Source organism: Pseudomonas sp. GW531-T4 (assembly GCF_017349615.1).
GTDB classification, from domain to species: Bacteria; Pseudomonadota; Gammaproteobacteria; order Pseudomonadales; family Pseudomonadaceae; genus Aquipseudomonas; species Aquipseudomonas chlororaphis_I.
Genome location: NZ_JACMZT010000010.1, coordinates 112920 through 133966, shown reverse-complemented (window position 1 = coordinate 133966; position 21047 = coordinate 112920). Strand labels below are relative to the sequence as shown.

Annotated in this window: 19 protein-coding genes and 3 pseudogenes; 10 read left to right on the top strand and 12 right to left on the bottom strand. The window is 64.2% G+C overall.

Annotation, left to right across the window (positions count from 1 at the left end):
• Positions 1 to 3 precede the first annotated feature (3 nt).
• The 4 genes from J4D28_RS10870 to J4D28_RS10855 all read left to right on the top strand — a co-directional run bounded on the left by J4D28_RS10870 (position 4) and on the right by J4D28_RS10855 (position 4667).
• Entirely contained in the window at positions 4 to 1392 is a 1389-nt protein-coding gene (locus J4D28_RS10870; protein ID WP_103330932.1) for an acetyl-CoA carboxylase biotin carboxylase subunit, read from the top strand.
• A complete protein-coding gene (locus tag J4D28_RS10865; RefSeq protein ID WP_103330931.1) occupies positions 1389 to 2261 on the top strand; it encodes an allophanate hydrolase subunit 1 in 873 nt (290 codons plus the stop codon). Before J4D28_RS10870 ends, J4D28_RS10865 begins: the two co-directional genes overlap by 4 nt.
• Entirely contained in the window at positions 2258 to 3232 is a 975-nt protein-coding gene (locus J4D28_RS10860) for a biotin-dependent carboxyltransferase family protein (RefSeq protein WP_041984580.1), read from the top strand. Before J4D28_RS10865 ends, J4D28_RS10860 begins: the two co-directional genes overlap by 4 nt.
• 112 nt (positions 3233 to 3344) lie before the next feature.
• Positions 3345 to 4667 (top strand): cytosine permease, encoded by a 1323-nt coding sequence (locus J4D28_RS10855; protein ID WP_103330930.1) that lies wholly within the window; start codon positions 3345 to 3347, stop codon positions 4665 to 4667.
• 146 nt (positions 4668 to 4813) lie between these two features.
• Here J4D28_RS10855 and J4D28_RS10850 read toward each other — a convergent pair whose 3' ends face one another.
• Positions 4814 to 6430: an inorganic phosphate transporter gene (locus tag J4D28_RS10850; RefSeq protein WP_081360068.1), complete on the bottom strand. Its 1617-nt coding sequence runs from the start codon at positions 6428 to 6430 to the stop codon at positions 4814 to 4816.
• A gap of 282 nt (positions 6431 to 6712) precedes the next feature.
• Positions 6713 to 7735, bottom strand: a complete 1023-nt coding sequence (locus J4D28_RS10845; protein WP_103330929.1) for a transporter — start codon at positions 7733 to 7735, stop codon at positions 6713 to 6715.
• Positions 7736 to 7945: 210 nt separating this feature from the next.
• On the opposite strand from J4D28_RS10845, the pseudogene J4D28_RS30675 reads away from it, so the two are divergent.
• Positions 7946 to 8701 (top strand): annotated as a pseudogene (locus J4D28_RS30675) (methyl-accepting chemotaxis protein); the annotation flags it as partial.
• 165 nt (positions 8702 to 8866) lie between these two features.
• A complete protein-coding gene (locus J4D28_RS30670) occupies positions 8867 to 9634 on the top strand; it encodes a methyl-accepting chemotaxis protein (protein ID WP_371860289.1) in 768 nt (255 codons plus the stop codon).
• 62 nt (positions 9635 to 9696) lie between these two features.
• On the opposite strand, the gene J4D28_RS10835 is transcribed toward J4D28_RS30670, so the two are convergent.
• A complete protein-coding gene (locus tag J4D28_RS10835) occupies positions 9697 to 10014 on the bottom strand; it encodes a PepSY domain-containing protein (RefSeq protein ID WP_009050352.1) in 318 nt (105 codons plus the stop codon).
• Between the two features lie 153 nt (positions 10015 to 10167).
• On the opposite strand from J4D28_RS10835, the gene J4D28_RS10830 reads away from it, so the two are divergent.
• Complete coding sequence (locus J4D28_RS10830; RefSeq protein WP_103330927.1) at positions 10168 to 11055, top strand: sterol desaturase family protein; 888 nt, start codon at positions 10168 to 10170, stop codon at positions 11053 to 11055.
• Between the two features lies 1 nt (position 11056).
• On the opposite strand, the gene J4D28_RS10825 is transcribed toward J4D28_RS10830, so the two are convergent.
• Together J4D28_RS10825 and J4D28_RS10820 are read right to left on the bottom strand one after the other, a co-directional pair.
• Positions 11057 to 11737 (bottom strand): helix-turn-helix domain-containing protein, encoded by a 681-nt coding sequence (locus J4D28_RS10825; protein ID WP_009050350.1) that lies wholly within the window; start codon positions 11735 to 11737, stop codon positions 11057 to 11059.
• A 10-nt stretch (positions 11738 to 11747) separates the two neighbouring features.
• Positions 11748 to 12872 (bottom strand): glycerophosphodiester phosphodiesterase, encoded by a 1125-nt coding sequence (locus J4D28_RS10820; protein WP_016704119.1) that lies wholly within the window; start codon positions 12870 to 12872, stop codon positions 11748 to 11750.
• 250 nt (positions 12873 to 13122) lie between these two features.
• On the opposite strand from J4D28_RS10820, the gene J4D28_RS10815 reads away from it, so the two are divergent.
• A complete protein-coding gene (locus tag J4D28_RS10815; RefSeq protein ID WP_009050348.1) occupies positions 13123 to 13455 on the top strand; it encodes a DUF2025 family protein in 333 nt (110 codons plus the stop codon).
• 31 nt (positions 13456 to 13486) lie between these two features.
• On the opposite strand, the gene J4D28_RS10810 is transcribed toward J4D28_RS10815, so the two are convergent.
• Positions 13487 to 13810: an antibiotic biosynthesis monooxygenase gene (locus tag J4D28_RS10810; protein WP_009050347.1), complete on the bottom strand. Its 324-nt coding sequence runs from the start codon at positions 13808 to 13810 to the stop codon at positions 13487 to 13489.
• Complete coding sequence (locus tag J4D28_RS10805) at positions 13807 to 14526, bottom strand: CTP synthase (RefSeq protein WP_103330926.1); 720 nt, start codon at positions 14524 to 14526, stop codon at positions 13807 to 13809. The genes J4D28_RS10810 and J4D28_RS10805 overlap by 4 nt, the downstream gene beginning before the upstream one ends.
• Before the next feature lie 88 nt (positions 14527 to 14614).
• Here J4D28_RS10805 and J4D28_RS10800 point away from each other — a divergent pair, with 88 nt between their 5' ends.
• The gene (locus tag J4D28_RS10800) at positions 14615 to 15505 is read left to right on the top strand and encodes a LysR family transcriptional regulator (protein WP_103330943.1); all 891 of its coding nucleotides are present in this window, start codon (positions 14615 to 14617) and stop codon (positions 15503 to 15505) included.
• A gap of 1 nt (position 15506) precedes the next feature.
• Here J4D28_RS10800 and J4D28_RS10795 read toward each other — a convergent pair whose 3' ends face one another.
• The 5 genes and pseudogenes from J4D28_RS10795 to J4D28_RS10780 all read right to left on the bottom strand — a co-directional run bounded on the left by J4D28_RS10795 (position 15507) and on the right by J4D28_RS10780 (position 19712).
• Entirely contained in the window at positions 15507 to 16046 is a 540-nt protein-coding gene (locus tag J4D28_RS10795) for a DUF1003 domain-containing protein (protein ID WP_009050344.1), read from the bottom strand.
• A gap of 91 nt (positions 16047 to 16137) precedes the next feature.
• Positions 16138 to 16575: pseudogene (locus tag J4D28_RS30665) on the bottom strand (methyl-accepting chemotaxis protein); the annotation flags it as partial.
• A 117-nt stretch (positions 16576 to 16692) separates the two neighbouring features.
• Positions 16693 to 17457: pseudogene (locus J4D28_RS30660) on the bottom strand (PAS domain-containing protein); the annotation flags it as partial.
• A gap of 343 nt (positions 17458 to 17800) precedes the next feature.
• Positions 17801 to 18877, bottom strand: coding sequence for a diguanylate cyclase (locus J4D28_RS10785; RefSeq protein ID WP_009050342.1), 1077 nt, complete (start codon positions 18875 to 18877; stop codon positions 17801 to 17803).
• Positions 18878 to 19103: 226 nt separating this feature from the next.
• Entirely contained in the window at positions 19104 to 19712 is a 609-nt protein-coding gene (locus tag J4D28_RS10780; RefSeq protein ID WP_009050341.1) for a TetR/AcrR family transcriptional regulator, read from the bottom strand.
• A 202-nt stretch (positions 19713 to 19914) separates the two neighbouring features.
• On the opposite strand from J4D28_RS10780, the gene J4D28_RS10775 reads away from it, so the two are divergent.
• On the top strand, positions 19915 to 20973 hold the full coding sequence (locus J4D28_RS10775) for an MBL fold metallo-hydrolase (protein ID WP_009050340.1): 1059 nt from the start codon (positions 19915 to 19917) through the stop codon (positions 20971 to 20973).
• Positions 20974 to 21047 lie beyond the last annotated feature (74 nt).

The window sequence follows — 21047 nt, the reverse complement described above, 5'->3', positions numbered from 1 at the left end:
CCCATGACTCGAACCATCAGCACTCAAGCCATCAGCAAACTGCTGGTGGCCAACCGTGGCGAAATCGCCGTGCGCATCATTCGCGCGGCCAAGGCCCTGGGTATCCCCACCGTGGCTGCGTGCAGCGAAGCGGACGTCGACTCCATGGCTGCGCGCCTGGCCGATGAGGTGCAGGTGCTGGGCCCCGCCCGCGCCGACCAGAGCTACCTGAACGTGCAGGCGTTGCTGGGTGCCTTGCAGGCCAGCGGCGCCAATGCGGTGCACCCCGGCTACGGGTTTCTCTCGGAGAACGCCGAGTTCGCCGCAGCTGTGGAAGCGACGGGGGCGATCTTCGTCGGGCCCAGCCCGGACACCATTCGCCGCATGGGCGACAAGGCCGAAGCCCGGCGCACTGCCCAGGCCGCCGGGGTGCCGGTGGTGCCGGGTTCGCCCGGGGAACTGTTCGAACTCGACATGGCCCTGCAAGCCGCCGAGGCCGTGGGGTTTCCGCTGCTGATCAAGGCCTCGGCCGGTGGCGGTGGACGAGGTATTCGCCTGGCGGAAAACGCCAGCCAACTGGCGGAAGAATTCCCCCGTGCCCAGCGCGAGGCGCAGACCGCCTTCGGCAATGGCGCGCTGTACCTGGAGCGTTTTATCGGCAAGGCCCGGCACATCGAAGTGCAGGTGCTGGGCGATGGCAAGCACGCGGTGCACCTGTTCGAGCGTGAGTGTTCGCTGCAACGGCGGCGGCAGAAAATCTTCGAGGAAGCGCCATCGCCGGTCCTCAACAACCTGCAGCGGGAAACCCTGTGCGCCAGCGCCGTGCGCCTCAGCGAAGCTCTCGGTTACAGGGGCGCGGGTACCCTGGAATACCTGTATGACGAGGCCAGCGGCGAGTTCTTTTTCATCGAGATGAACACGCGGATCCAGGTCGAGCATCCGGTCAGCGAGCTGGTGACCGGCATCGACCTGGTCCAGGCCCAGTTGCGCATTGCCGGCGGCGAACCGCTGGGGTTGCGGCAAAGCGATATCCGCCTCAATGGCGCGGCCTTGCAGATGCGCATCAACGCCGAAGACCCGGCCCGGGACTTCTTTCCCTGCCCCGGGGTGGTGCAGGAGCTGATCTGGCCGCAGGAGGCGGGTGTGCGGGTCGACAGTCATTTGTACCCGGGCTACCGCGTGCCGCCGTACTATGACTCGCTGCTGGCCAAGCTGATCGTCCATGGTCGCGACCGTGGCGAGGCCCTGGCCCGGGCGCGGATCGCCCTGGAACACTGCACATTGACTGGCATGGCCAGCACCCTGGGCCTGCACCGGGAACTGCTCGCCGAGCCCTGGCTGCACCACGCCGACTTCCATACCGGCACCCTGGAAACCTGGCTGGCCGCACGCCGTATGGGAGGTGCCGCATGAACACCGCGATCCGCTACAGCTTCGGCGCTGACGAGCACCTGTTCGCCGAGGTCAGCGACAGCATGTCCCTGGAAGCCTTCTTCAAGGGCATGGCGGTGACCCGCGCCGTGGAGCGGCTGGAGCTCGATGGCGTACTCGATGTGTGCCTGGCCAACGCCTCGTTCCAGATCCGTTTCGACCCCGACCGCATTGCCCCCCACGCACTGCTCGAAGCCGTGCAAGGGGCCGAGGCCGAGGCGGTGGCCGAACGCACCCTGCACACCCGGATCATCGAGATCCCGGTGCTGTACAACGATCCCTGGACCCATGAAACCCTGATGCGTTTTCGCGACCGGCACCAGGACCCGAGCGCTACCGACCTGGAGTACGCGGCGCGGATCAATGGCCTGGCGGACGTCGAGGCGTTTATCGCCGCCCACAGTGGCGCGCCCTGGTTCGTGTCGATGGTGGGTTTCGTCGCCGGCCTGCCGTTCATGTTCCAGATGGTCGAGCGCGAGCGCCAGTTGCAGGTGCCCAAGTACCTGCGGCCGCGCACCGACACGCCAAAGCTGACCCTCGGCCACGGTGGCTGTTTCGGCTGCATCTACTCGGTGCGCGGCGCCGGCGGCTACCAGATGTTCGGCGTCACCCCGGCGCCGATCTACGACCCGCAGCAGAACCTGGCGTACTTCAAGGAACACATGGTGTTCTTCCGTCCGGGCGACATCGTGCAGTTCAAGCCCATGGACCGCGAGGCCTATGACCGGGCGGTGGCCGAGGTCGAGGCCGGGCGGTTCGACCTGCGCATCCGTCCGGTGGAGTTCTCCCTGGATGCGTTCCTCGCCGACCCGGTCGGTTATCCCAAGTCGTTGCAGGAGGTGCTGGCATGATCAAGGTCATCAAACCCGGCCTGGCTACCTCGGTGCAGGACCTGGGCCGCGAAGGTTACTACCACCTGGGCATTCCGCCGTCCGGGGCCCTGGACCAGTACGCCCTGAGCGCGGCCAACCAGCTGGTGGGCAACCCGGCTGGCGCGGCGGGGCTGGAGTGCACATTGCTCGGCCCGGAACTGGTATTCACCCGCGATGCGTTGGTGGCGGTCTGTGGCGCCCACATGACACCCAGGGTCGATGGCGTGGACATGCACCTGGACACCGCCTTTGCGGTCAAGGCCGGGCAAGTGCTGCGCTTCGATTTTCCCAAGGCTGGCGCCCGGGCCTACCTGGCGGTCGCCGGTGGCATCGATGTGCCGCTGGTGCTGGGCAGTCGCTCGACCTATGCCCTGGGCGGCCTCGGTGGTTTCCAGGGGCGGCGGCTGGTGGCGGGGGACGAGTTGCCGGTGGGTATCGACAGCGCGAAGAGCCGGCCGGGAGCCAGCCTGCCCATGGCCCTGCGCCAGGCGCTGGGTGGCGAGATCAGCCTGCGGGTGGTGCCCGGTCTGTACTACGAGCGCCTGACCGACGCGGCCAAGGCCAGCTTCTTTGCCGAGCCCTGGACCGTGGGTTCGGAAGCCGACCGCATCGGCTATCGCTTCAAGGGCGGCAGCGCCCTGGGCTTCCAGCCACGGGAGCAGCCGTTCGGCGCCGGTTCCGATCCGTCGAACATCGTCGACAGCTGCTACCCCATAGGTTCGATCCAGGTGCCCGCCGGGCTCGAACCCATAGTGCTGCACCGCGATGCGGTGTCCGGTGGCGGCTACGCCATGATCGGCACGGTGATCAGCGCCGACCTCGACCTGATCGGGCAGATGCAACCCAACCAGAAGGCCCGTTTCGTCGCGGTGACCCTGGAAGAAGCGCTGGAGGCCCGGCGCTCCTACAAGAAAAAGCTCGCCTGTCTGAGCAAGCTGTTCCCTTCCTGATTCTGCCCGCCGCCTGGCGCGGGTAAATGCCAAAAGGTTGGTCGCCACCGCGCTTCGGTGCGGTGGCGGCTGCCCGCGCTTCAACCTTTGACTGGTCCTGGAGTTCACGCATATGGCTGCTTTATCGCAAGCGAATCAAACCGGGCAGGACCCGGCCAATCTCCCTGTCGCCGCGGATGCGCGCATGGGCAAGCTGTCGCTGACCATGGCCTGGTGGGCCGTGTGCAGTGCCATGTTCTACATCGTGGTCGGTGCGTCCCTGGCGTTGGCCCACGGCACCCGCAATGCGCTGATCGGCATGCTGCTGTCGGTGCTCTGTTATGGCCTGGTCAACAGCGTACTCAGCCGTTTCGCCATGCGCAGCGGGTTGTCGGTGGCGCTGTTTTCCCGGCTGCTGTTCGGCAGCAGCGGGGCCTGCCTGGCGACACTGATCTTCTTCTCCACGGCGATCTACTACGCGGTGTTCGAAGGTTCGGTGATCGCCGTGGCGCTCAATCACCTGTATCCGCAGCTGGTGTATCCGCTGGCCGCCCTGCTGGTGGTGTTGTACAGCGTGCCGCTGGTTCTGGGCAGCGTGCAGCACTGGCTGGACAAGCTCAACGGCGTGCTGCTGCCGGTGTACCTGGGCGGGCTGCTGGTGGCGGTGGGGCTGTCGATCGCGCGTTATGGCTACCAGCCGCAGTGGCTGGATTTCGGCCCGGCCAGTCCCGGTGCCTTTGCCTGGTGGGACTGTTTCGTGGCGTATATGGGGGTGTGGATCCTGATGCTGTTCACCTTCGACTACGCGCGTTTCGGCAAGCCTGAAGACGCCGGCTACCACGGGCGCTGGAACTTCGGCATGCCGTTCTACGCGGTGACTTTCCTGCTCAACGGCGCGGCGGGCATCTACCTGGTCAGCAGCATTCCCCACGAAGGCGCGCTCAACGAAGTCTCGGTGGTGATGGCGATCCTGCAACTCATGGGGTTGTGGGGGCTGCTGTTCGTCTGGGCCACGCAAACCCGGATCAACACCGCCAATTACTACCTGGCGACCCTGAACATGCAGGCGTTCTTCGGCCGCTTCGGCGTGCGCGGTTCCTACCTGATGTGGGCTCTGGCGGTGGGAGTGATCGTCTATGTGCTGATGCTGGCGGACGTGTTCGCCTATCTGCTCAAGGCACTGGCCTACCAGGGCATCTTCGTTGTCGCCTGGGTTGGCGTGGCGCTGGCGCAGATCCTGTCCGGGCGCACCGAGGTGGCGGCCATCGAGCGCGTCGGGGCGTTCAACGGCGCGGGGCTGGGCGCCTGGTTCGGCGGGACCGCCCTGGGCCTGTTGCTGATGTGGGCCGGCGGCGGGCTGGCGAGTTTTTCCGCGCCGCTGACCGGGGTGCTGGCGTTTGTCTTGCAGGCGGGCCTGTCCAGCCGCAGCCGCGGCAGATTGCCTGCCATCAGCTGAGATCCGATCATGTAGGAGCGAGGCTTGCCCGCGATAAGGCTGCGACAGACACCACCCGCTTCGAATCCTTGAACGGTGTAGTGACCACTGACGCTATCGCGGGCAATCGAGCGTCGACCGGCCGCTCCTACCAGGAGAGGTAGTGTTCAGAACAATTGGGTGAACAGCCAGTACAGGCTGCCGGACAGCAGGATCGCCGCCGGCAGGGTCAGCACCCAGGCCATCAGCAGGTTGCGGATGGTCTGCATCTGCAGGCCGCCGCCGTTGGCGACCATGGTCCCGGCCACACCTGAAGACAATACGTGGGTGGTGGACACCGGCAGGCCGAACATGTCGGCGGCGCCGATGGTCAGCATCGCCACGGTTTCCGCCGAAGCGCCCTGGGCGTAGGTCAGGTGGGTCTTGCCGATCTTCTCGCCGACGGTGACCACGATGCGTTTCCAGCCGACCATGGTGCCCAGGCCGAGGGCGATGGCCACGGCGATCTTCACCCACAGCGGAATGAAGCGCGTGGCGTTGTCGATCTGCTGCTTGAACAGTTGCAGCTTGCCCTGGGTGTCGGCGTCGAAGTCGCCGACCTGGTTCTTGTCCATCAGGCGGATGGTTTCGCTGCTCAGGTACATATCGTTGCGCACGTTGCCCATGGCTTCGGCCGGCACCTTGGCCAGGGAGCCGTAGCCCTTCACTTCGTCACCGATATGACCGGTCAGGGCGGCCAGGGCCGGGACCAGCTGCGGCGTGGCTTCCTTGCTGCGCACATAGTCGGAAAGCACCGCGCGCGGGTCGGCGGGGGCCGGTTGCGGGGCGCTTTTCACCAGGGCCTGTTGGGTGACTTCTGCCACGGCGGCGAATTGCAGGGCCTGGTCGGCCGGCATGGTGCGGTTCAGTGCGTAGGCCATGGGCAGGGTGCCGACCAGGATCAGCATGATCAAGCCCATGCCTTTCTGGCCGTCGTTGGAGCCGTGGGCGAAGGACACGCCGGTGCAGGTGACGATCAGCATGCCGCGAATCCACCACGGCGGCGGGGTGTTGCCCTTGGGCGCCTTGTACAGCGCACGGTTCTTCACGAACAGGCGCAGGGCCAGGAGCAGCAGGGCGGCGAAGGCGAAGCCGATCAGCGGCGAGAACAGCAGGGCATAGCCGACCTTGGTGGCCTGGCTCCAGTCCACGCCGCTGGTGCCGTCGCGGCCGTGCATCAGGGCGTTGGCCACGCCGACGCCGATGATCGAGCCGATCAGGGTGTGGGACGACGAGGCCGGCAGGCCCAGCCACCAGGTGCCGAGGTTCCACAGGATGGCGGCGATCAGCAGGGCGAAGATCATGGCGAAGCCGGCCGACGAGCCGACCTGCAGGATCAGCTCCACCGGCAGCAGGGCGATGATGCCGAAGGCCACCGCGCCGCTGGACAGCAGCACGCCGAGAAAGTTGAAGAAACCCGACCAGACCACCGCGAAATGCGGCGGCAGCGAGTGGGTGTAGATCACCGTGGCCACGGCGTTGGCGGTGTCGTGGAAACCGTTGACGAATTCGAAGCCCAGGGCGATCAGCAGCGCCACGCCAAGCAGCAGGAACGGGGTCCAGGTGGTGACCGTGGTGCCCAGCTCGTGCATGTCGTGCATCAGGCTGTAGGCGGTGAACAACAGGCCCATGGCGAGGATCGCGAAGAACACCACGAGGGTGAAGGGGCTGGCTTTTTTATCCAGCTGCGGTCTGGCTTCGAGGACGGGGGAAGGGGAGGCGGCGGTCAGTGAAGGGGTGGCCATTGCCGGACAATCCTGTGGGAGAAAGGAGTGTCGCCCATGATCGTTGCCAAATATTACAGAGAGACTGCCTCAGGTCAGTGTTTGGGTGAATCCTTTAACCACTGGTCAAGAAGCCGCCCCTTTTCTGTAGGAGCGAGCGGGCGGCGATCCGATTTGCCCGCGATGGCGTCGGTGGCCGCTGCCGCAGGCTGCGATCGGTCTGGGCCGGCCGTGGCGGCCTTGAAATCGCCGGAGGTCCTGCGGACCTTGCGCAGCCTGTGGCAGCGGCTAAGGGAATAGAGACTACATATCCTGGCGTTTGCGAAACGCCCAGCGACCGGCGATGACGGTGAAGGTGGCGACCAACGCGACGAGGATCCAGAAGCCTTCCGGGTCGCTGGAGAAGGGAATGCCGCCGACGTTCATGCCGAAGAAGCCGGCGATGATGTTGATCGGCAGCGCCAGCACCGTGACCACGGTCAGGGTGAACAGGGTGCGGTTGGTCTGTTCGTTGATATTGGCGGCGATCTCTTCCTGCAGCAGCTTGATCCGCTCGCCGAGGGCGGTGAGGTCGTTGATGATCAGGGCGAACTCCTCGGTGGACTTGCGCAGCTCCTTGACGTCCTCCTTCTGCAACCATGGCGGCGGCCGGTTGAGCAGCCGCAGCAGCGAGCCCGGCTCCAGCGCCAGCAGGCGTTGCAGGCGCACCAGCACCCGGCGCATGGCCCCCAGTTCCGCGCGGTTGGTGGAGATCCGCGCGGCCAGCAACTGGTCTTCGATCTGGTCGACGTTGAGGCTGGTCTTGCGCACGATTTGGGTCAGCACTTCGCCCTGGTCGCGCAGCAGGTGCACCAGCAGTTCCAGGGGCGAGCGGAAACGTTCGCCGGCCTTGACCGAGGAACGCAGCTTGTCCACCGAATGCAGGGGTTGCAGGCGCGCGCTGACGATCAGTCGGCTGCGCACGCAGACCCACAGGGTGGAGATGTCCGAGGAGACCATGCTGCCGAAGTTGAACACCACGTCGTTGACCACCGCTAGCAGCGCCGAGTCCACATGCTCGATGCGGGTCGAGCGCGAGCCTTCGTGCAAGGCCTCGAAGAATTCTTCCGGCAGCGCCAGGTGGGTCTGCATCCAGCGTTCGCAGGCGGCATGCGCCAGGTTCAGGTGCAGCCAGAGAAAATCCTCGCCATCGTCCGGCTGTTGCAAGGCTTGCAGGGCCTTGGCCGAATCCAGTTCGCGACCCCGCTCGCCGGGGCGAAACGCGAAGCCGTAGAGCAGGCCAAACAGATCCGAATCGCGATGGGCATGGTCGATGCTGTGGTTCATGGAGGCTCGCAGGAGGGAAGGCACCTGTAGGCGGTTTACAGGTTCACTTGAGCCCGATCATCGCAAGGCCGCATGACCATTTTGTGACGGTTTGAAGTGCAACATTCAGCACCTATAACCGACTGTCGGAGGCCCTCAAGAATGCCTCTTTCAGGCCGATCACGCATATGACTACTGCGCGACCGGCTTGCCCCGGTTCGCCTGACAGGGATGTTCGCACGCTACCCATGCCCGCCTCGGGCGTGCTCTATCCCTGTTGAGAGATCTCATTCGATGTCCTTGCAAAAATCCCTGAGAGCGCAAGTCCTGGCTTTGTTGAGCGGCAGCCTGCTGGCGATGCTGTTGATCGCGCTGGCGTGTTTTCACTTCCTGTCCAATGGCGTGCAAGGTTATCGCGAGCTGATCGAGGGGCCGCTGCGCACCTCGCAACTGATCGATGAAGCCAACCTGCAATTCAAGGTCCAGGTGCAGGAATGGAAAAACGTGTTGCTGCGTGGCAAGCAGAGCGCCGAGCTGAGCAAATACTGGCAGCAGTTCGAGGATCGCCAGCGCGATGTGCAGGGCATTCTTGGCCAGTTGGCGGCGGAGCCGGGCATCGATGCGGCGCTCAAGGGCCGGATCGAGCGCCTGCGTGAAGAGCACCGGGTGTTGGGCACGGCGTACCAGAAAGGTCGCGATGCCTTTGTCGCCGCCGGTGCCGACCCGGCCGCCGGCGATGCCGCGGTCAAGGGCGTGGACCGCGCCGCCAGCGAGCAGATGAGCGAACTGGTGAGCGAGCTGCGCAAGCAGGGCAGCGAGCAGTCGCGGGATATCAGCGCCGGCGCCCAGCGCACAGTGTGGATCGGCCTGCTGGTGATGCTGGCCTCGGGTTTGCTGATCGGCCTGCTGAGCCTGTGGCTGGTCAACCGCAGCCTGGTGGAACCGATCCGCCAGTTGATCGACTACGTGGCGCAACTCAGCCGTGGGCGGATTGCCGAGCGCGTGGCCAGCAGCCGCCAGGACGAGTTGGGCAAGCTGGCGGTGGCCGCCAACACCTTGCGTGATTTCCTCGCCGAAACCTTCAGCCGCCTGCAGCGCAGCGGGTCCGACCTGGACAGCGCCAGCGGCGAGCTGAATGCCATTGCCACCCTGATGTCCCAGGGCACCAACGATCAGTTCAACCGCACCGACCAGGTCGCCACGGCGATGAACGAAATGTCCGCCACCGCCCAGGAAGTGGCACGCCATGCGGCGGATGCGGCGCGGGCCGCCGATGACGCCGACCAGTCGGCCCAGCAGGGCGAGCAGGTGATGCAGGGCACCATCCACACCATCACCCTGATGCGCGGTGAAATCGCCAACACCGCCGAGGTGATCCGCCGCCTGGAAGCCGACAGCGGGCGTATCGGCAAGGTCCTGGAAGTGATCCGCGGCATCGCCGAGCAGACCAACCTGCTGGCACTCAACGCCGCCATCGAGGCGGCGCGGGCCGGCGAGGCCGGACGTGGTTTCGCCGTGGTCGCCGACGAGGTACGCAGCCTGGCACAGCGCACCGCGGCATCGATTATCGAGATCAACCAGATCATCCAGAGCGTGCAGACCGGCGCGCTGGACGCCGCCCATGCGATCGAGAGTGGCCAGGCGCGCAGCGATGCCAGCGTCGAGCAGGTGACCCAGGCCGGCGCCATGCTGGAGCGGATCACCGAGGCGGTCGAGGCGATCCGCGACATGAACCGGCAGATCGCCACGGCGGCGGAGGAGCAGACTTCGGTGGCCGAGGACATCTCGCGCAACCTGACCGAGATCACTTCGATCGCCAGCACCAACCTGGATAACGTGCAACGCACCGAACGCGCCAGCCAGAACCTGCACGAGCTGTCGGGGCAGTTGAACGAGGTGACGGCACGCCTGAGTGCCTGATGCGTCGGTGAATAAAAAAGCCGCGTGGCCTTTCGGGCACGCGGCTTTTTTGTATTGAAGCATTACTTGTCTTGCTTGTTGCTCAGGACCTTGCCGGTCTTGGCATCCAGATCGACGTCCCACTCGACGCCCTTGGCGTCACGCAGTTCCACCTGGTAGACATAGGCACCGGCCGCAGTCTGTTCCAGTTCGGTGTCGGTGATGCTGGCGGCGGTGGTGCCAGGGTGTTCGGCCAGTGCCGCCTGGTTGAGTTTTTCCAGGTCCATGATGGTGCCGGCCTTGAGCAGGCCCGGGATCAGGTCCGGGCGCACGTCGGCCTGGGCCAGGCCTGCGGTCAGGGTCAGGGCGGTCGCGGCGAACAGGGCAGTCAACGTTTTCATAGTGTCTTTCCTTGGGGTGATTCGTTTTGAGTGGGTTCAGATTAGCCGGCACAACTTAATTCACCCTTAATTCAGCGCAAGCTTTGCGCCGTTTGTTCAATTCCAGTGCCCCTCGGGTATTTCAAGCTGTGCTCTCGAACAGGAGAGGCAGTGATGAAAACAATGATCAAAGGCTTGTACGGTCCGGCGTTCTTTGCCGGCTTCATCGGCGCTGGCGTGTGGGTGATCGGCACGCCGGGGTTGGCCCCGGGCTGGTTGCTGCTGGTGTTCGCCGGGGCGCTCGGGGTGTCCTTCCTGGCGGAGTGGTGGTTGCCCTATGAGGTGGACTGGAATCGCCCACAGCAGGATCGCCTGCGCGACGTGTTGCACGCGCTGGTCAATGAAAGCCTGAACGCCCTGGGGTTGCTGCTGTTGCCGGGGTTGGTGAGCCTGCTGGCGTTCGATGGGCTGTGGCCGCGCGGCTGGTCGCTGTGGGCGCAGCTGGCGCTGGCGATTGTCATCGCCGACTGCGGCCTGACCCTGGCGCATTATTTCAGCCACCGGCTGTCCTGGCTGTGGCGCCTGCACGCGGTGCATCACAGCGTGCAGCGCTTGTATGGCTTCAATGGCTTGATGAAACACCCGCTGCATCAACTGCTGGAAGCCAGCGCCGGGCTGTTGCCACTGCTGTTTTTGGGAGTCCCCTTGCCAGTGGCGCAGTTGCTCGCATTTGCCATCGCCACCCAGCTGCTGTTGCAGCACTCCAATGTCGACATGCGCCCCGGTCCCCTGGGCTGGGTGTTCGCCTGGGCGCCGATGCACCGCTTTCACCACATGAAGTACGGCACCGCCGGCAATGTGAATTTCGGCCTGTTCTTGAATGTCTGGGACTGGCTGCTGGGCACGGCGTTTTACTCTTCGACCTACCCGATGCGCCAAGGCGACCTGGGCATCGGTAGCCAGCCGGATTATCCGCAGGCGTATTGGCAACAATTGCTCGCCCCCTTCAGCAGGCAAGCCGTCCATGAGGAACCGCCGGTGCCCTTGCCGCTGCGGCATTGAGTCAGTCCAGCAGGCGCAGCTCGATGTGTTGCAGGGCCTGGCGCGCGGTGACGCCGAACAGGGTTTTCAGGGTGCGGGAGAAGTGCGCGGAATCGGCAAAGCCGGCGCCATGGGCCGCCTCGGTGATGGCCTGGCCCGCCAGTACCAGGCCCATCGCCAGGCGCAGGCGCCGCCACAGCACCAGGCGCCGCACCGGCAAGCCGAGCTGGCCGCTGAACAGCCGTTCGAGCTGGCTCAGGGACAGGTGCGCATGGGCCGCCAGGGCGCTGGCCGAGACCTTGCCGGCCAATTGTTTGTCGAGGGCGGCCAGGGCCTTTTCGATCCGCCGGTCTTGCAAGGTTCGGCGCGGGCAATGCCGCAGCGCCTCGGCCAGCGCCGGCAGCGTCAGCTCGACACCCAGCAGGCTGTGTTGCAGGGCCTGGGCGTCAATCGTCAGCGGTTCGGCGTAGAGGGTGAACAGGGTCCCGGGCGCGTCGAGGATGGCATGCCGTTGCATGGCCGGGATGAACACGTGGCGGGCGGTGCAGGGCTGGCCGTCGAGGCTGACGGTGACCGGCGCAGCGGGGGCGAGGATCAGTTGATGGGCGTAGTGGGCGTGGGGCGCGGTGCGCCCCAGCTCGCCCTGGATCAGTCCGTAGTCACGCCCGAGCCACAGCTGGCCTGTCCACTCGGGCGTGCGCACGGCGACCGGCTCAGTAGCCGTTGGCCTCGAGCAGCTGGCTCACGCTGCCGCTGGCCGGACGCTTGACGTACTTGAGCAGCTCCGAGGCGCGGTTGGTGAAGATGCCGTCGACACCGGAGTCCAGGACCTTCTTGAAGTCCACCGGCTCATCGATGGTGTAGACGTGCACCAGCAGGCCCTGGTCGTGGGTGAACTGGTTCATCCAGGGTTGCACCAGGTCGAAGTAGCTCTGGTCGCCGCCATTGGTCAGTGCTGCCGACGGGCCGGTGCCGATGGCGCCCTGGGCCTTGGCGTAGCTGACCCACTGCTCGAACTCGGCCTTGTCCTTGGGTTCCTGCTTGGCGTAGTAGGCTGCCTTGTCCTTCTCGCCGCTGTTGGCGAAGGTCACGTCGGACTTGGGCTGCATGCCGCCTTCACCGATCCACAGCAGGAGGATCTTCGGCACCTTGGGCATTTCTTTCTGCAGCAGTTCCAGGCTGCTCTTCTCGAAGGTCTGCAGCACCACCTTGCCTTTGCCCTGGCCTACCGCCAGGTCGCTTTTCGCCAGCTTGGAGCCAGCCGGGCTGAGCCAGCCGCGGTCCTGGAGTTTTTCCTTGAGGTCGTGCTCGATGCCGGGGAACTGCTGGGGCTCCTTGGTCTCGATGTACAGGCCGGGCTTGTGATGCGGGTTGCTCTGGGCGATGTCGATGATTTCGTCGAGGGTCAGGATCTTCAGGCCGACGTAGCTCGCACGGGCGCGGTCGGGATAGGCCTGGTTGAACCAGCTGCCGGCGTCGAGGGTTTTCAGTTCGGCCATGGTGAAGGCGTTGGCCGGGCTGTCCTTGCGCTCGGGAAACTTGCTGGCGACGTCGGTGGTGCGTTGCAGGTTGTTGTCATGCAGGGCGAACAGCACGCCGTCCTTGCTGCGTTGCAGGTCCATTTCCAGGTAGTCGGCACCCAGGTCGCGGGCCAGCTTGTAGGCCGCGGCGGTGGACTCCGGTGCATCGAAGGACGCGCCCCGGTGAGCGATCACTGCCGGGTGTGGAATGCCTTGGCTGACAGCCAGTGCGGTGGGGCTTGGGCTGGCGGCCTGTGCCTGGCCCAGGCCAAGCATCAGGCTCAGCATCAGGGCGCTTTTGGTGAAGGTGGCAGGCATGGTCGAGGTCCTTTCGTGGAGGGCGGTTTTCAAAGGACTACCTTTTAACAATTGAATGGCCGTTGTGCTATCGCGAAACCGACATAAATCTGCACCTGCGGCAAATTTCCCGACGCTTTTGTGGGGGGCTTTGCAGTACGCTTGCGCCCTGAAGTTTCCCCGTCAGAGGGAAGCCCTGGAACAAGTCCACTCTTGCCCTGCGTGTAAACCATCGATCACCTGTCCTGCGGGACACTCAGTGAGGTTTACCATGCGCATCACATCCGAACTCATCTGCCAGGCCGCCGACCAGCTCAAGGGTTTTGTCGGGTTCAACCGCAAGAGCGGCCAGCACATCGTGCGCTTCAGCGAAGACTCCTTCGGCATGGACGTAGCCGACGACGCCATCACCCCCGCCAGCGAATTCGTCTGGGCCACCGCCGAGGGCCAGGTCATGGTGCTCAAGCGCGAGCTGATCCAGTTGCTGCTGGAGCAGAACATCGACGAGCGCATCAACATCAGCGAACCCTTGCGCGTGTACATGCGCCGCACCGACCTGCCGGAGATTTCGGCGGTGCGCAATCGGCTGCCGGCGGCGCAATAGTCCAGGCGTCACGCTTGGCGGGGGAGAGGTCTCAGCGTTCGAACAGATAGGCGCGTTCGACCTTGCACACCCGGGTATGACAGGCCGCGTACCAGTCGCTGCGCCCGCGTTCACGGGCGATGCAATGTTCGGCGTGCTGCTTCCAGGCAAGGATAGAAGCCTGGTCCTGCCAATAGGAGACGGTGATGCCGAAGCCATCCTCGTTACGCGCGAACTCCATGCCGAGAAATCCCGGCTGCTGTTGCGCCAGCTCGACCATGCGTTCGGCGGCCTGTTCGTAGGCCGGGTCCGGCTCGCGGCGTTGGGCGCTGAAAATCACCGCGTAATAGGGCGCCTCGGGTGTGCGGGCGATCATGCGTGGCGCTCCAGGCAAGCGGCGAGCAGGGCGCTGGCCAGGGGCGGCACGACGCCTTTGAGCGCCGCCCGTTCCGGCTGGAACAGGGTGGCGATGAAAAACCGATGGTCGCGCAGTTCCACCGCCCGCAGGTCGCCGGCCGAGTCGTAGCCGCTGGGGCGCAGGTTGTGCTCGAGCAATTGCGCGGCGAACTGCGGGTTGACCCCGTAGCGACAGCGATAACCCTCGCTGATCTGGCGCTCGCCATAGGCTTCGGCGATGCGACTGCCTTCACACAGATGAATGCTGTCGGTGGCTTCCACCAAGGCGCAGGTCAATGGCGTGAGCACGGCGCGCTCGGCCTCGGGATGGGTTTCGCCGTGCTCGGCATCGGCCCAACCCAGCACGTTACGCGCGTACTCCAGCACCGCATGCTGAAAACCGCCGCAGGTGCCGAGGAAGGGCCGATGCTGTTCGCGGGCAAAACGGATCGCCCGCAAGGCACCGTCCATCGAGCGGTAGGGGCTGGCGGGCACACACCAGATGCCGTCGAACGCTTGCAACGGCTCGTCGCAGGTCAGGCTGTCGGTGGCCATCCAGCGATAGTGCACCTTGAGGCCGGTTTCCTCGGCGGCCATTTCCAGGGCCCGGGGAATGGCCTGGTGCGCGATGACCTGAGGGTCGTAGTCGCCTACCAGGGCGATGTGCAGGGTGGGCGGACGTGCGATATGCGGCATGGACTTCTCCCGGTATGGCCAACGCTTGTGAGTGGCTGGCCGTCACTATAGATTGGCGTTCACGCATTCAATATTGGCGTTTATCCAAGTGATCAATGCAGTCACGCACTATCGGCTCGACTACCCCGACCTGTCGCTGATCCTCGCCCTGGTGCGCGGTGGCTCCCTGGCCCGCGCGGCGGCGTTGTTGAAAGTCGATGTGTCCACGGTGTTCCGTGCGGTGCGTCGTCTCGAAGCCGCGCTGGGCCAGCAGTTGTTCGACAAGAGCCGCGCCGGCTATCTGCCCACCGGCCTGGCCCGCACCCTGGCCGAGCAGGCCGAACGCGCGGAACAGGCGCTGGACGCGGCACAGGTCGGGGTAGAGCAGGGCGGCGCGGTGGTCAGCGGCACGGTGCGCCTGACCTGTACCGATTCGGTATTGCAGGGCCTGCTGTTGCCGGCGCTGGCGCAATTCATGCCGCGTTACCCGGCACTGGCCCTGGAGCTCAGCACCTCGAATGATTTTGCCAACCTCAGTCGGCGCGACGCCGACCTGGCCCTGCGCCTGACGCGCACACCACCCGAGCACTTGGTAGGCCGGCAGCTGCGGGCGGTGTCTTATCGGGTCTGTGCCAGTCCGAGCTATCGGCAGTCGGTCGGGGCGACGGAGGATCTGGCCGGGCTGACCTGGATCGCCCCGGACGATTTCCTCCCGGACCACGCCACGGTGGCCTGGCGTCGGCAGGCGTTGCCCGGCGTGGTGCCGGGCTATCGCTGCAACAGCATGCTGGCGGTCAGCGAACTGGTGAAGGCCGGACTGGGCGTGGCGGTGCTGCCGGATTTCCTGCTCGATGACACCTGCGTCCTGCAACCCTTGAGCGATCCACTGCCGGGCTGCAACACCGCGCTCTGGCTGTTGACCCGGGCCGACTGCCGGGCGCTGCGTGCGGTGGTGACGCTGTTCGACGAATTGAGCCAGCGCCTGCGCGCGCCGCAGTGAGTCATGCCTGGGGCGGGGCCTTGTGCAGGACGTGCTGGTGCATTTCCGAGGTCAGGCTTTCGATGCGTTCGGTCAGCTGTTTGGTCATCTCGGTCAGGCGGGTGTTCTGCTCCAGCAGTTCGAGCAGTTGCGCGGTGTGTTGCGCGGCTTGCGCCTGGCGTTCGCTGTTGGCGATAGCGATGGCTTCGCGGTGCTGGGCATCGGCATCGGTCTGGGCTTTGTCGCGCGCGGCCTGGCGGGTTTGGGCCAGCAGGATCAGCGGTGCGGCATAGGCCGATTGCAGGCTGAAGGCCAGGTTGAGGAGGATGAACGGGTAGACGTCGAAGTGCGTCACGCCGCTCAGGTTGAGTCCGACCCAGATCAGCACGATCAGGGTTTGCGCGCCGAGGAAGGTCGGGGTGCCGAAAAAGCGGGCGAAGGCTTCGGCCTTCAGGGCAAAGCTGTCGGTGCCGAAGGTCGGGGCCAGATGAGCATGCGGGCGGTGAAAGCGCAGATGGTCGACAGGGGCGGCTGAGGCTGTTTCGGATGGGGTCGGGTTCATGGCGGGCTCGGGGCGATGGGACTGGCGGTCACTATAGCCCGTTGCCCGACGCCTTCCCTGGCGTCGACACCGTTGATTGATAAGCGCCGGTTCAGAGCGTGGCGCGCTCGTTGGCGAACATGCTCACGGCCTGCACCGCCTCGCTGGCTCCGTCACGAATCTGCAGGATCACCGTGCCGGCCTGATCCGCCAGGCCCACACCCTTGGCAGCCCGGTCCCGGGTGCCGTCCATGCTTTTGATGGCCTGCTGGGTTTCGTGCTGGATCATGTCGATCATCCCCGAGATTTCCGCGGTCGAGCCGCTGGTGCGGGCGGCCAGTTGCCGGACTTCGTCGGCGACCACGGCAAAGCCGCGGCCCTGGTCGCCGGCGCGCGCGGCTTCGATCGCGGCATTGAGCGCCAGCAGGTTGGTCTGCTCGGCGATCGCGCGGATGGTGTTGACGATGGCGGTGATCTGCTCGGAACGCTCGCCGAGCTTGGCGATCAGGGTCGAGGAGTCTTCGATGTTGGCGGCGATCTGACGCATCTCGCTGGCCGCCTGCTGGATCACCGCGGTGCCCTGTTCGGCAACTTGCCGGGTTTCCACCGAGATGTGGTAGGCCTGGGTCGCGCTCTGGGCGTCCTGGGCGTGTTTCTCCACCATCTCCGTCACGTCGGAAGCGAACTTCACCACCTTGCACAGGCGCCCGGCGGCGTCGTACACCGGGTTGTAGTTGGCCTCCAGCCATACCGATTGGCCACGTTTGTCGACGCGCTCGAACTGCCCGCTGAAGAACTCGCCCTGGTTGAGGCGCCGCCAGAAGTCCTGGTAGGCGTTGCTGTTGGCCAGTTCGGGTTTGCAGAAGATCCGGTGATGCTTGCCCTTGAGTTCGGCAAGGCTGTAGCCGAGGCGATCGAGGAAGTTCTGGTTGGCCGTGATGACGCTGCCGTCGAGGTTGAACTCGATCACTGCCATGGCGCGGTCGATGGCGTGCAGCTTGCCCCTGGACTCGCTTTCCTGCTGGATCTTCTCGGTGACATCGAGGGCGTACTTGACCACCTTGAAGACCTTGCCGTCGGTATCCCTGATCGGGTTGTAGCTGGCTTCCAGCCAGACCGGCTGGCCTTTGGCATTGACGCGCTCGAAGGTCCCCGATTCGAACTGGCCGTTTTTCAGGCGGGTCCAGAGCTCGCGGTATTGATTGCCGCGGGTGAATTCGGCGTTGCAGAACTGGCGATGGGGGTGACCGATGACCTGCTCTGCGCGATAGCCCATGGTCTTGAGGAAATTGTCGTTGGCCCGCAGGACCATGCCTTCCAGGTCGAACTCGATCACCGCCATCGAGCGGTCGATGGCCTCGAGCAGGCTGGCTTGCTGGGCGATGGTGTGGTGCAAGGCGTCGATGGTTTTGTTATGGCGGTTGAATAGCATGATGGCTGGTGCTCAGTGGGAAAAACCTGGAGTCAGTCCCTGTTGTCTGCGCCTGCATGCCGATAGCCCCGGGGCCTCGGCCTTGTCTGCTCAATGCCAGCATTCCATGACTGGCAGATAACCCTTGGAAGGGCACGACCCTGTCCGGAGCGTACCCTTGCCCAACGTCTGAGGAGAGACGCTGGGCCTGCGAGTTAATTTAGGGAAGTTATGTTGCACGGCCGAGAATGGCTGGCTCGGCTTTTTTGGGATAACTGCATGGCGGCATTATGCCGGCTTGGCTCGGAGTGGTGTTCGTAAAAATTGTACAAAATGTTGGTTTTTTACATTTTTGTATAACTTTTCAGGGGCCGGTCGACACGGCAAGAAGGGTGTCGGTTATCGGACTGGCGGCGACGACTTTGTTGCGCCCGGTGTTTTTCGCGGCATACAGGGCTTTGTCGGCCTCCATGAGCCACATTGCGGCATCGCGCAACCCCGGGTGCCAGGCGGCCAGGCCGATACTCAGGCTGACCCTGAGTTGTGGCACGCCCGGATGGCGATAGTTGCCGAAGACTTCCCGCAGCCGCTCCAACACTTCACGGGCCTGGTGGATCGAGGTCTCCGGCAGGATCACGCAGAACTCATCGCCGCCATAGCGTCCGGCCAGGTCGTCCTGGCGCAGGTTGAGCTTGAGGTCCCGGCTCAACTGATGCAGCACGGCGTCGCCGAGGATATGGCCGTAGCTGTCATTGATGTGTTTGAAATGATCGATGTCGATCAAGGCAATGGTGCCGTGGCAGCGTTGTTGCTGGCACTTGGTGAACTTGAAGTGCAGCAGGTCTTTCCAGGCGCCGTGGTTGAGCAGGCCGGTCAGGCTGTCGGTGCGGCTCAGCGCGCTGAGGGTGCGTTTGTGCTCGGAGAGCTTGATCGCCAGTCGGTAGCAGACCATGCCTACTGCCATCGGATAGAGAGTCAGCATCGGCAGGCAGGCGTATATCTGCAACTGGGTGGCATGTCCGGTGAAGGCAGGACCGAGCAACCACCACGAAAGCACGACACCGCTCAGTTGGGCCACGGAGCCATGGATGAACAGGCGCAGGCCACCGGCTGCGACGTTGTTCATCGCCATCATCGCCAGAATGGTCACCGTGGGCAGCGGATTGAACTGCATCGCCGCCGCCCAGAAACCACCGAAGAGCGAGTCGCACAACACGTTGCGGCGTTCGGCCTGGTAGGGAAAGGTCGCGCGGCTTGAGATCAGGTACGCCAGGTGTGGCCAGATAAAACCGTTGAACAACAGGAACAGCCAAACCCAGGTCGGTTGCGGCACCGGATACAACCCGGCGAATACGCTGAGACTGCCAATCCCCAGCCCGACGATCCTTGGCAGGTAAATACGTTTGGCAAATGACAGCCCTTTGCCTTGTTGGTTATCCATAAATTTCCGCGTCAGCCCGGGTTTGAAACACCTTGTGGTGTTTTTATTGGCCGTCACCCTTCATTGGGCAAGGCGGCGAACATTGTCATTTATTCCAAGAAGAATAATCAGTGTCCTTGCAGGCCATTTAGTGGAACGAGCGTACGCAAACGCCCATTGCAGAGCGCTTGGTGCAAATCGAGGCAGCCGGCAGAGCCGCGGGTTGGAGCAACCGGCGGGAAGGGGGTCAGGCTTGATAGCAGGCCAGGAACATGTCCAGCGTGGACTCGACGACGCGCCGCTGTTCGTCTTTCTTGAGGGGGGGCTGGTTCATGGTGATCTGCGGCCAGAAGGCAAACGCCTTGAGCATGCCGTGGAGCTGCTGGGCGGCGAAGTCCGGGTCCAGGGGCTTGAGCCGGCCATCCGCCCGGGCCGAGCGAATCCACACCATCAGGCTTTCTTCACGCTCGCCCATGCGCGCCACCATGTACTGGGCGCGCTCGGGGGAATGCAGGGTAGCGGCAATCGCAACCCGCGCCAGGTTGAGGAAGTTGTCATCGGCCAGCAGTTGCAGCTTGGCCATCAGCAATTCCCGCAACTGTTCACGCAGGGTTAATCCGGGGTGGTAAAGAATGTCCGCTTGCGCCCTGATGCTCGCCCATAACTTATGCATGATCTCGGTGAACAACTCCTCCTTGCTGGGGAAGTGGTTGTACACCGTGCGCTTGGACACTCCGGCCGTTGCCGCGATCTTGTCCATGCTGGTGATATCGAACCCGCTGGCATGGAATTCGGTAATCGCCGCCTGGATGATGGCTTCGCGTTTGAGGTCGGTCAGGCGCTTCGGAGCTGTCATAAGTTGGGTTCGATGGCGGTCGTTGGCAGTTATCCGGGGCAGTTTACTTAGTCCCGGGTTTGTTGCAATCTAGAAAAACTACACTGTGCAGTGTAGTTCGTGACAGAAAAAATGATGGTCGGCTGACGCTTGCGTGCATTGGCCTTTGTCGTTCCGCAGAGAATCACCGGAGCCTTGTCGGGTTCCTTGGAGTCACTGATTCATGGCCACTCTCTCTTCCCGTGCAGACAGCGCCTCACGCCCCGAAACATCCCTGCAGGAACAAGGTGCGTTCCGTAATCATGCGCCGGTCCGGCGTGCCGGGCTGGGCAAGACGCTGGGTATTTTCTGGCGCATGTTGTTCCACAAGCCGCGTAACACCCGTCCGGTCGGGGCCATCCCGGTGCAGCCATTGACCCACGAACAGCTGCTGGCGGCGCCGAACCAGAGTGTCTACCGCCTGGGGCATTCGACGGTGTTATTGAAGCTGCACGACAAGTTCTGGATCACCGATCCGGTGTTCGCCGAACGCGCATCGCCGGTGCAATGGGCCGGCCCCAAGCGTTTCCACCAGCCGCCTATCAGCCTGGCCGAATTGCCGCCAATCGAAGCGGTGATCCTGTCCCATGACCACTACGATCACCTGGATCACCAGACCGTGCTCAAGCTGGCGGACAAGACCCGCTATTTCCTCACGCCCCTGGGCGTGGGCGACACCCTGGTGAAGTGGGGCGTACCGGCCGACAAGGTACGCCAGCTGGATTGGTGGGAAGGCACGGAAGTCGATGGCATTCGTTTTATCGCCACGCCTTCGCAACATTTCTCCGGCCGTGGCCTGTTCGACGGCAACAACACGCTGTGGGCGTCCTGGGTGATGATCGATGGCGACACCCGGATCTTCTTCAGCGGTGACAGCGGTTACTTCGACGGCTTCAGGCGGATCGGCGAACGTTACGGCCCTTTCGACCTGACCCTGATGGAAACCGGCGCCTACAACGTCGAATGGCCGGGCGTGCACATGCAACCTGAGCAGACCTTGCAGGCGCACATCGACCTCAAGGGCCGCTGGTTGTTACCCATCCACAACGGCACGTTCGACCTGTCGATGCATGCCTGGTACGAACCGTTCGACCGCATCCTCTCGCTGGCCTGGGAACGCAGCATCGCCATTGCCACGCCGCAGATGGGCGAGGCCTTCAACCTGGCGCACCCGCAGCGGGGGCACGCCTGGTGGATGGAGGTCGACCCTGTGGCCGAGCAGGTAATGGCGAGCGACCTGTAGACCCTTCATCGGCTACTCCCTGGGCCCGGCCATCGCCAGGTTGCCGTGTCCGGGCCTGGGGAGTATCTAGAGAA